8 protein-coding genes are annotated in these 10,478 nt (G+C 58.8%); 4 read left to right on the top strand and 4 right to left on the bottom strand.

The window, feature by feature from the left end:
- A partial coding sequence (locus VN887_03500; protein HXT39067.1) for a hypothetical protein occupies nucleotides 1-406 on the bottom strand: 406 nt, incomplete at its 3' end.
- Nucleotides 407-836: 430 nt separating this feature from the next.
- On the opposite strand from VN887_03500, the gene VN887_03495 reads away from it, so the two are divergent.
- Nucleotides 837-4,025, top strand: coding sequence for a hypothetical protein (locus VN887_03495; GenBank protein ID HXT39066.1), 3,189 nt, complete (start codon nucleotides 837-839; stop codon nucleotides 4,023-4,025).
- A gap of 372 nt (nucleotides 4,026-4,397) precedes the next feature.
- On the opposite strand, the gene VN887_03490 is transcribed toward VN887_03495, so the two are convergent.
- The 3 genes from VN887_03490 to VN887_03480 form a co-directional block, all read right to left on the bottom strand.
- The gene (locus VN887_03490) at nucleotides 4,398-5,678 is read right to left on the bottom strand and encodes an NAD(P)/FAD-dependent oxidoreductase (GenBank protein ID HXT39065.1); all 1,281 of its coding nucleotides are present in this window, start codon (nucleotides 5,676-5,678) and stop codon (nucleotides 4,398-4,400) included.
- A gap of 159 nt (nucleotides 5,679-5,837) precedes the next feature.
- Nucleotides 5,838-6,866, bottom strand: a complete 1,029-nt coding sequence (locus tag VN887_03485) for a hypothetical protein (GenBank protein HXT39064.1) — start codon at nucleotides 6,864-6,866, stop codon at nucleotides 5,838-5,840.
- A gap of 79 nt (nucleotides 6,867-6,945) precedes the next feature.
- A complete protein-coding gene (locus VN887_03480) occupies nucleotides 6,946-7,734 on the bottom strand; it encodes an N-acetylmuramoyl-L-alanine amidase (GenBank protein ID HXT39063.1) in 789 nt (262 codons plus the stop codon).
- Between the two features lie 99 nt (nucleotides 7,735-7,833).
- On the opposite strand from VN887_03480, the gene VN887_03475 reads away from it, so the two are divergent.
- The 3 genes from VN887_03475 to VN887_03465 form a co-directional block, all read left to right on the top strand.
- Nucleotides 7,834-8,733 carry an alpha/beta hydrolase gene (locus tag VN887_03475; GenBank protein HXT39062.1) on the top strand — a complete coding sequence of 300 codons (900 nt, stop codon included), beginning with the start codon at nucleotides 7,834-7,836 and terminating at the stop codon, nucleotides 8,731-8,733.
- A gap of 154 nt (nucleotides 8,734-8,887) precedes the next feature.
- Complete coding sequence (locus tag VN887_03470; protein HXT39061.1) at nucleotides 8,888-9,772, top strand: DUF2167 domain-containing protein; 885 nt, start codon at nucleotides 8,888-8,890, stop codon at nucleotides 9,770-9,772.
- Between the two features lie 18 nt (nucleotides 9,773-9,790).
- On the top strand, nucleotides 9,791-10,478 hold a 688-nt coding region (locus VN887_03465), incomplete at its 3' end, for a hypothetical protein (protein ID HXT39060.1).

The following is a 10,478-nucleotide window of genomic DNA, read 5'->3' as shown; positions in this document are numbered from 1 at the left end:
CAGCGGACCGACCGAGGTAGGGAGCGAGTTGTGAAAACTGAGTGAGGAGCAGCGTATTTGTATCGGAAGCACCGCCCGGTGCACCAAAACTGGTTCCTCCATTGAAGTCAAACCAACCCAGCACCCATGTCTTGTTGCTATTCGCCAGAACTGAAACGCCACCTCCATCCAGATTGCCCACGAGTAGTCCGTTGTTATCCTGCGCGTACCATTGCCATGCACGCACGAGCTGCCGGTGATTGGAAAGGCAACTGGCGACCTGTCCTTTGCCCCTGGTGTTGGCCATCGATGGTAGCTGCACGGCAATCAGGATGAAAACCACCGCCAGGACCGTAATCAGGTCCGTGAAAGTGAAGGCCCGGTCCCTCCTGCTTTCGCCTGCTAAAGCGCATTCCTTGTCAAGCATGGCTCACACTCCTTCCGTTGTTCCAACAGTCGCGCACTATACGCTGTTTTGACTTCATTGCAATCGTCTCCGCTGACCCAAATGTAGAGCAGGGTAGGTGCCACTACATGCCTTCGGGATTCTGCAGCCACTCGCTGACGCTCCATTATCCACTTGCGCGTGAAAATCACGCGGAATGCGTGATTTTCACGCATGATGAACGAGGGTTGGAATACTCTTTCCGCGCCTAAATGTGCTCACAATCGGCTTTGCGTGGGCAGACTTTCCATGTATTATCCGAAAAAACTCGGATCGTGGCCAATACGTTGGATCGACCGACGCGGCAAAAGGGGGTGGCATGGTTTTTGCCGTGCCAGTAACGGCAATCAACAAAACGCGCATGTAAAAGAATCCGGTCACAAGAGATCGATGGAGCAACAAGGAGGCATCCATGAACAGTTCGCAATCACGGTTCGTTGCAGTCGGCTGGCTCTGGTTAATGTTCGGCGCCGTGACCGGCATCAATGCCAGTTCGTCAGTTGAGATCGTTTCCGCGGCCAGCCCCTTCAGTCCAGCCTCGGCGGGTGGGAACGGGGATTCGTCCGCGTCGTTCATCAGCGCTGACGGTCGGTTTGTCTTGTTCCTCAGCGATGCCAACAATCTCGCGACCAACGACGACAGCGGAACATTTGTTGACGTCTTCGTCCGCAACCGGACGAACGACACCGTCACGTTGGTAAGCGTGAACTCGACAGGCGTTGGCGGCGGTAATGGCCACTCGGTTTCACCCGCCGCTTCCTCCGACGGCAGGTACATCGCTTTTGAAAGCGATGCCAGCAATCTGGTCTCCAACGACACCAACGGCGTCAGCGATGTGTTTGTCCGCGATCTGCAAAGCGGAACCACGACGCTGGTCAGCGTGAGCAGCCCGGGCGCCGGCGTCGGCAACGGTCCGTCCACCAGTCCGCTCATCAGCGCGGACGGCCGGTACGTGGCATTTGTCAGCGACGCCAGCAACCTGGTGGCAAATGACACGAACGATGTGAACGACGTGTTCATCCGCGACCTCCAGACCGGTACTACCACGCTGGCGAGCGTCAGCAACGGTGGCATCGCCAGTGGGAACGACGCTTCCGATTCACCAGCCATGACGCCGGATGGTCACTGGATTGTGTTTGTCAGCAAGGCGACAAATCTCGTCGCCGGCGCAACAAACAATCAGGGCGAAATCTATGCGCGCGATCTGATTGGCGGGACCACGGTCTGGGTCGGCACGAACGTCGCCGCGATAATGGCCGGAGTGAATCCCCAGAGCCACCCGATCAATTCCTACAACCCGGTCATCAGCGATGACGGGAATTACGTCGCGTTCAAAGCGATTGGCGCCGCGCAACTCATCCTCCGGCACAACCTGCAGACAGGCACAACCGATCTGGTGAGCACGAACACCGTTGGCAACACGATTGGAATCGACGACCCTTCCGGTCCGGATATGACCGGCGATGGACGCTACATCGCCTACACCGGCCAGAACGGCTCGGGAACATCTGTTTACAGTTTCGTTTATCTCTGGGACGCGCAGACCGCCGCGAACGTATTGGTCAGTGCCAACCTCAGCGGCACGATCAGCTCCAACACGTTCTCCGATACACCCGCGGTCAGCGCTGACGGACGGTTTGTGACATTCGTAAGCGATGCCGCGGATCTCGTCACAAACGCCGATGCGGGAACTTATCAAGTTTACATTCGAGATATGGCAAACGGAACGACCAAACTGGTCAGCGCGGACATCAACGGCGGCACTTCCGGTGACACCGGAGGCGCAATTCCCACCCTGAGCGCGGACGGACGTTACATTGCGTTCGATAGTTTCGACGGTGATTATGTGGTGAACGACAACAACGACGCCTTTGATGTTTTTGTTCGCGACACGACTACTGACACAACAGACCTCGTTTCCAGATCTGCTCCAACGGGCCAATCACTTACGGCCAACAATTTGAGTTCCGTGGGCGTCAACTCCCTCAGCGCGGACGGGCGATTCGTCGCTTTCACGAGCCTGGCGGACAACGTTGTGACGAACGACGGGAACGGAAACCAGGACATTTTCGTCCGCGATTTGCAAACGGGAACAAACGTGCTCGTCAGTGTGAACAGCAGCGGCACCGGCACAGCAAACGGTTTCTCCGGCGATCCAGCCATGAGCGGGAATGGGCGCTTCGTTGCCTTTGTAAGCAACGCGCGTGATTTGGTGGCGAGCAAGACCAATAACAACAATGACATCTTCGTGCGCGACTTGCAGACGCAAACGAGCTCACTGGTCAGCGTCAGTGCCGATGGCAATACCAGCGGCAACGCTGCGTCGTCGTCGCCACTGATCAGCAGCGATGGGCGGTATGTCGCTTTCTTCAGCCAGGCCAAAAATATTGTCTCGAACGATTTCAGTTCCGGCGGGGAAATCTTCTGGTGCGACATGCAGAGTGGAAGCACGATTTCGGCAAGCACCAACGGCAACGCCCTTTCCTTGCTATCAATGAGCTCTGATGGCCGTTACGTGGCCTATGCCAGCGGCTCTGCCTTCAACCTCAAATTCGCTGTCTGGGACTCGCAGATCGGCGCGAATACTTACACCAGCTCATCGGTGGGTGCGCCGGTGAGTTTTACGTTGAGTCCCGACGGGGGAATCCTGGTTTTCCAGTCTTCAAGCAACCTGGACCACTCAATCATCGCGCACAGCCTGGCGACAGGCGCCGACACCGTTATTGGTTACAGCGCCGTGTCTGGCGGGCCCAAAGCCCAGCTAAGCGGCAACGGCCGGTTTGTCGTCTTCGTCACTCCGGCCGATGATCCCAATACGACCGCCGGCACAAACAATGTTTTCCTCTATGATCTGCAGACCGCCACGACAACGCTGGTCAGCTTCAATCACGAACGCACGGGCAGTGGCAACGGCGCGTCCGATTCGCCTTCCATCAGCGCCGATGGCCGTTTTGTGACGTATCGAAGCGCCGCCAGCGATCTGGTGGCTGGCGACAGCAACGATCAAACGGATATTTTTGTTTTTGACCGGTTGGCTGGAACCAACACGCTGGTGAGCCTGAACCAAACCGGCGCCGCTCCCGGCAATGATCGTTCCTCGGCACCGGTGATCAGTGCCAACGCGAGCACGATTGTTTTCCGCAGCGTGGCCTCCGACCTGGGCACCGGCGATTTCAACAACACGCAGGATGTTTTCGACTTCCGCCTCGCACCCACCGCCTTCGTGGACTCTGATGCTGACGGCATGGATGACAATTGGGAGAGAGCTTGCTTCGGTGATCTGTCGCACGACGGATTGGCTGACTCCGATGGCGATGGACTCAGCGACCTGATGGAGTACAAGGCGGGCACGAATCCTATCGACGCCTCTTCGAGCTTGAACGCACGGGCGAGTGTGGAGCCATCGACCAGCCGGGTTACGGTCACATGGGACGCCTCGCCGGGCCGGAGCTACCGGCTGGAATATAAGAACGACCTGGCCGGGACGAACTGGAACCCCGTTCTGGCCGGGGTATTGGTCAACGGTTCGACAGCGATCTGTCTGGACGACACCCCGGCGACAGGCAATCAACGGTTTTATCGGGTCGTGGTGGTCGAGTGAGCGCGAAGTAATACAAGGGAGGGTCTCGACAGGCCGTTGAAGGGATCCCGGTTTGTCGGCGAACCGAGTTCAAGGCGTTGACTGCGCCCGCATATATGCCGTCGCAGACGGGGGCATTATTTTCCTTAACGTCATCACTATTTCACCATTCCTCCGACCCACTTGGCAGCGGATTTGCTATTTTTGGTGAATATCCGAGGAGGTTGTTGGGAACTGGGCTGAGGAGGATGGCGGGCAATGCGGCAACGCATCAATCGCCATCTTCCTTTCTTTTTGATCTGGTACGCCGGTGGGATCGCGGCACCAAGCTGCGCGGACGCTTCGTGCGAATCGATGGGTTCAATCTTCCCCGTCTCGCGGGTGCCAGTACGTTCAGTCTGTCACTTGCTTCCGTTCTTCGGAAAGCCCGGTTACAATCCGGGCGCCCCGCTTGTACGTGAGGTAGGAATAGGCCCACTGCAACAGCACGGCGAGTTTGTTGCGAAAGCCGACGAGGAAAATCAAATGGATGAATAACCAGGCCATCCAGGCGGGGAAACCGCTGAATTCGAACCGGCCGATCCTGGCTACGGCCGCAGAGCGGCCAATGGTTGCCATGGTACCCTTGTCCCAGTACTTGAATCGGGCTCGTCCGGTCTGTCCCGCGCCGGCTTGCAGCTCATGTTGAATGATGCGCGCCACGTGCCGCGCCATCTGCATGGCAGCAGGTGAAACACCCGGGACAGGCTTGCCTTGTTCGTCCAAAACCAGCGCCATGTCGCCGATGGCAAAAACTTCCGGGCGGCCGGGCAGGCTGAGATCAGGGAGCACCTTGACGCGGCCAACACGGTCCAGTTCGACGCCGAGCTTTCGTGCAACCGGGGTGGCCGACACGCCCGCGGCCCAAATGACATTTTCGGCATCGATGACCCGCCCGCCATCGAGTTCAACGCGCCCTTTTGTGATGTTTTTAACTTGGACGCCAGTGCGCACCTCGACGCCGAGTTTTTCAAGCTGGCGCTGCGCGCTGGCGGAAAGATCCGGCGGCAGATGCGCCAGAACACGCGGTGCGGCCTCAACCAGGATGATTCGCGCCTGCGTTGGATCGATGCGTCGAAAATCACTTTTTAACACCCGCCGGGCCAGCTCGGCGAAAGCGCCTGCCAGTTCCACGCCCGTCGGGCCACCGCCCACGACAACGATGGTCATCAACCGATTGTGTTCGTCCGCGCCGGTCTCGTTTTCTGCTTTCTCAAACGCCAGCAGGATGTGTCGGCGGATGCGCAGCGCGTCGTCGAGCGATTTCAAGCCGGGCGCGAACGGCTCCCATCCGGGATGGCCGAAATAGCTCGTGGTTCCACCGAGCGCGAGCACGAGATAGTCGTAGGGCAGCGTGTTTTCTCCGAGCATGACTCTTTTCCGGGCGAGGTCGAAATCCTCCGCGTGGTCAAGCAGCACCGTGACATCGGGCCGGTCAGAAAGGATCGAACGGATTGGCTGCGCGATTTCCGGTGCCGACAGCCCGGCCGTCGCAACCTGATAAAGCAGCGGTTGGAACAAATGATGGTTCTGGCGGTCAACAAGCGTTACGCGCGCCCGCGGATGCTTGAACGACTGGCAAAAGCTCAATCCTCCGAAACCCGCCCCGAGGACCACGACGTGTGGGTTGTCCATGCCGTGCCAAATCTTTAACAGTACAGGGTGAAAAGCAAATTCGGCGCGATTATGAAGGCAACTGACAGGCTTACTTTCCCGGGGACACCATGTCGCGAAGGACGTTCGACCGGAACTGTCACAAACCCAGACCTGCCGCGACGCCGGAAAGGCAGCGGCCTAATGTGCCAGCAACCTGCGAACTTCGAGGTCGGGATCGGCCTCAATCCGGTGGATCAGGGTGTAAGTGGACGAGAGAGTGATCTTCCGCCCGACAACCATTTTCTTCAACGCTCCCAGCATTTCGAGTTCGACGTACGGCGCCGGGTCCGGATTGGTGTAAATCTCAGCGCTGCTGCCGTCGTCCGGATAATCGCCGAGGACGCGGTGAGCGGCGTCAATACTCAACACGGCGGTCCTGCCTACCCAGATCAGTTCGCTGGCGTCCGTGCCAATTTTGTGCGACGCCTTGGGGTCCCGCGTGAGCGAGAGCAAACCCTTATCGATTTTTAAATTCGCTGGGGACGCGTCGGATTGCGGGCTGTAGCCTTCTCGAAAGCGCTCGAAGTCCGGAAGACTTGCGTAGGCCGCGGCGGGATCCTTTACCTGGGTGATGACCCACACTGCGGTCTTCAGGGGCGGGCCGCTTACTTTCTCGAAGGTCGTCGTGATGGTCATGACCGGGCGGTCAAGATCGAGCCTGATCTCACGCCTCGTGCGGATTCCATAATTCGGGTCAACCGATGAAACCAGGGTCACCACAAATCCGTCCACACGCGCCTCGGCCGGCATCGAGTCGAACGCGACCGGCGGAGGCCAGGCGCGCGGCGTGATTCTCGACCAATCCGCTTGCGGAGCGGGCCAGGCCTTGTCGCCGCCGAAATTGCTCCATTCTTTCGATTGGGGATCCGGCGCTTTGCCGTCCAGCGCGTGATTTTCCCAGAACGGCCCGTCTTCTGTTCCGGCAAAACGGAACTGCATGACGCGACCAACGGCCGGCACAATCACGGCCTCGACGCGGCCGTTGCTGACGAGAATCGAATTGGTCCAGCCGTGATAGTTCGTCCGAATCAAAAACCCGACCGGGCCAAGCGCGGCCGGGTCAACGCGCCCGCCGCCCCAGACCGCCCCGCTTCCCAGGGTTGCCGCGATGATGGAGAACAGGATGGATGTCAAACGTGGGCCGGTGATTTTGATGGCGTGCTTCATATAATTCTTGCGGTGCGGGGATTTGACCCTGCTCGTCCGTCTTTGCCAAGCAAAATGGAAATCCGGGATCCATCGGTTGTCATCCGCTCTCCTCCCTCAATTCCTTGAGAAAGCTTTTTGCCGGAAAGTTTTTGCCCGGACAGCGCGTGTAAATGGGATTGATTTGCTGATGCGTCTTTACCGCGTCGGGGCCGAGGTGACAACGGGCGAGCAGGAACTCCACCAGCGCGCGAAGGCTCTCCAGCTGTTTTTTTGAAGGGCGCTCCTCGTCATAATTACCCACCAGGCAGATCCCGATCGCTTTTTTGTTCAAAGCCGCGCTCGCCAGATGGCCCCCGTCGAGCTGCGCCTTCCAGCGATGGCCGATAGCGATCTCCCCGTCCTTCATTGAACGTCCGTTGCCGATGACGAAGTGATAGGCGAGTCCGTTCTCCATATGTCGTTCGACCCGGTGATAGTAGTCCATGCCTTTGACGCTCGCGTTGGGCGAGGCGCTGTGGTGGATGACAATGTATTTCCATTTGCCCGGCTCCACGCGGATTTTGGGCAGTTCCTTCGGCAGAAACGAACTTGAAGCGGAATCGCCCGGTGCCGCGTCCGGGTCGGGTATCACGAGCCTCTGGCCCACGCGAAGTTTGTCGTTCCTCGCGAGGCCGTTGCGGCCCGCCAGCTCACCGACCGTCAGGCCGTTCTTGTGGGCGAGATCGGTCAGTGTGTCGCTGCGCTTGACGATATACGGCTTTTCGCCGGCAGCTCCGGAAAGCGCAAACGCCGCCAGCGTTACGATCATCAGGGCCGCCGCCTTCTGCGCCCGGTGCCAAATAAAAAAACGGTTCGTCATCAGTTCGTCCATTTTGACCCGTACCACAAGGCGCCGTTCATAAGCCAGAAATTTTTGGGGTCGTCGAACGCGGGCTTGTCGAAGAAGGGACCGCAGCGGTAGAATGGGCAGCGGACCCACAAACCCATGAGAAGACTTCGATCAATCGGACTGTTCGCCCTGCTGACGGCGAGCGCGTCAATCGGCGCGCACGCCGCGGATAATTTCAAACGCATCGAAGATGTAATTTACGGCCGCAAGTTTGGCACGGCGCTGACGCTGGACGTGTTTCAACCCGAGAAACCGAACGGCGCCGCCGTCCTGTTCATGGTCAGCGGCGGCTTTTTTTCGAGCCACGACGGTATCAGCGCCGGATTCTACCGCGCTTTGCTTGATCGCGGATACACTGTGTTTGCCGTCGTGCATGGATCGCAGCCGAAGTTCACCATCCCGGAAATCGAGCAGGACATCCATCGCGCGGTGCGTTTCGTGCGGCACAATGCGGCAACGTACGGTGTGAATCCCGACAGATTCGGCATCGCCGGCGGCAGCGCCGGAGGACATCTGTCGCTCACCATGGGCACGCAGGGCGGCCCCGGCGATCCCAATGCGAAAGACCCCGTGGATCGCGAGAGCAGCGCCGTGCAGGCGGTCGCATGTTTCTTTCCGCCCACCGACTTTCTCAACTGGTCGAAACCCGGCGATTGTGAAGTAGGCATCGGGCCCGTCGGGACCCAATTCAAGGCGGCGTTCGGCCCGCGCTCGGAAACCGACGAGGGACGAGAAGCGCTGGGCAGGGAAATCTCGCCCATCAACTTCGTGACCTCCCACATGCCTCCGACTCTGGTCATGCATGGTGACGCGGACAAGCTCGTGCCGATTTACCAGGCGGAGATTTTCAAGAAACGGTGCGAGGAGGTCCACGCGCCCTTCAAACTCATCGTGCGGTCGGGCAAGGATCACGGATGGAAGGAAATGCCCGAGGACATGAAGATTTTCGCCGACTGGTTTGACGAACACCTGCGGGGCCTCAAGGCAAAAGAGTGAACCCGTGGAACCATCGGAAACGCTGGTGCCGCCAGAGTTTAACGACTTGACCGGCGGGTGTTTTTGGTGCTTCATGCCCCGAACAACGGTCAGGCCTAAACAACCAACAAGGTGGCGGGGTTCGGGTTGAATTCACACACCTTGGAAAGACAACATGCCCAGACTCAAACTGCTTGCCCTGCTCGTGTTCAGTTTGTGCGCCGCGATTTCGCGAATCCACGCCGCCGATGATCCTTCGGATGATTCGTCCGGTTCGCTGCTGAAGCGTTTGACCTGGATCAAGGGCCCCGCCAAGGCCGACCTGAAGAGCCTCGCGGAAGTGCAGGTGCCGGAAGGGTTCGTGTTTACGGGCGCGAAAGGTACCCGACAACTGCTCGAGGCCATGGGGAATCCGACGTCCGGTAGTGAGCTTGGTTTCCTGGCGCCAACGTCGCTGGTGTGGTTCGTTGTGTTCGAGTTCGCGGATGTCGGTTACGTCAAAGATGACGACAAGGACAAGCTCAACGCCGACAAGATTCTGAAGTCGATCACCGCTGGAACCGAGCAGGCGAACAGGGAGCGCGAGAAAATGGGCGCCTCGCCGCTGCACATTACGGGATGGGAAATTCCGCCCCGTTACAACGAGCAGACACACAATCTGGAGTGGGCGATTCGCGCCGAGAGCGAGGGCAAGCAGGTCATCAATTACAACACGCGCCTGCTCGGCCGCAAGGGCGTGATGGAGGTCAATCTCGTCATCGACCCTGAAAAGATGAGCGCGGCCATGCCGGCTTATCAAGCGGTGCTCAAGGATTATTCCTACAAATCGGGCGAGCGTTACGCGGAGTATCGCTCGGGAGACAAGCTCGCAAAGTACGGCCTGGCGGCGCTGATTACCGGCGGCGCGGCGGCGGTCGCCATCAAAACAGGACTGTTCACCACTCTGCTTTTGTTCTTCAAAAAAGCCTGGAAACTGGTCGTCCTGGGCGTCGCCGCGGTCATCGCCTGGTTCAAACGATTGATCACCGGCGGGCGGAAAACGCAGGGGACACCGCAATAAGGCCGGACATCACGCGGCATGGGTGAACTGGAAAGCCTGCTGCTGATCCTCGCGCTCATTTATTTGAGCGAATGCCTGGTCTGGGTGCGCCGGGGCGCACTCGCCTTCCAAACCTGGTGGGGACGCGACTTTCGCGTTTTGCATCCGGGCAGCCTGTTCAGCAATCAACGTGGCGGCCTGGTGCTCGCGAACCCGCTGCCGCCTCTCGGCGCCGTTTTCATCTGCCAGTTGTTTCCGCTTTCCGTGTCGCCGGAAGGAGTATTTGCCTATTCAGCCGCCTGCCTCAACGCCGCCGGCCGGCCGTTCCAGACAGGCGCATACATCCGCCTCGATGATATTCGCGAGATCGCCGTCGATGGACGCAAACTCCTCGTAAACGGGGAAGTCTTTCTTCACGCGATTTCCACTTTTTCAGCACGACACCTTGCGCAATGGCTGCGGCGTCTCCGTAAATTGCCCGGGGCAGAACGAGCCGGAGCAATCAAACAATTCATCCGGGATAGCCTGAGCAACGAAGACGTTTCCAAACTTTTGAACGACTGCCGTTCGCGGTCGGGGCCGGTGCGCATTCTATCCAATGCACTGTTCTGTTACTTGTTTGTCGTCGTGGTGCCGCTCGTCTGGCGATTCGGCTTCGGGCAGTTCGGCGCGTGGTTGCTGGCCGGCATGCTCGCGCAGACGATCGCCATTGCCGTCCTGTTCCGCC

The organism is Candidatus Angelobacter sp. (assembly GCA_035607015.1).
Lineage (GTDB): Bacteria > Verrucomicrobiota > Verrucomicrobiia > Limisphaerales > AV2 > AV2.
This window is presented reverse-complemented; position numbering and strand designations above follow the sequence as displayed.

What these genes read in the sequence shown, in the direction of transcription:
- VN887_03495 (HXT39066.1), top strand. Translation starts at nt 837, where the DNA reads ATGAACAGTTCGCAATCACGGTTCGTTGCAGTCGGCTGGCTCTGGTTA.
- VN887_03490 (HXT39065.1), bottom strand. Translation starts at nt 5,678, where the DNA reads ATGGACAACCCACACGTCGTGGTCCTCGGGGCGGGTTTCGGAGGATTG.
- VN887_03475 (HXT39062.1), top strand. Translation starts at nt 7,834, where the DNA reads ATGAGAAGACTTCGATCAATCGGACTGTTCGCCCTGCTGACGGCGAGC.
- VN887_03485 (HXT39064.1), bottom strand. Translation starts at nt 6,866, where the DNA reads ATGAAGCACGCCATCAAAATCACCGGCCCACGTTTGACATCCATCCTG.
- VN887_03470 (HXT39061.1), top strand. Translation starts at nt 8,888, where the DNA reads ATGCCCAGACTCAAACTGCTTGCCCTGCTCGTGTTCAGTTTGTGCGCC.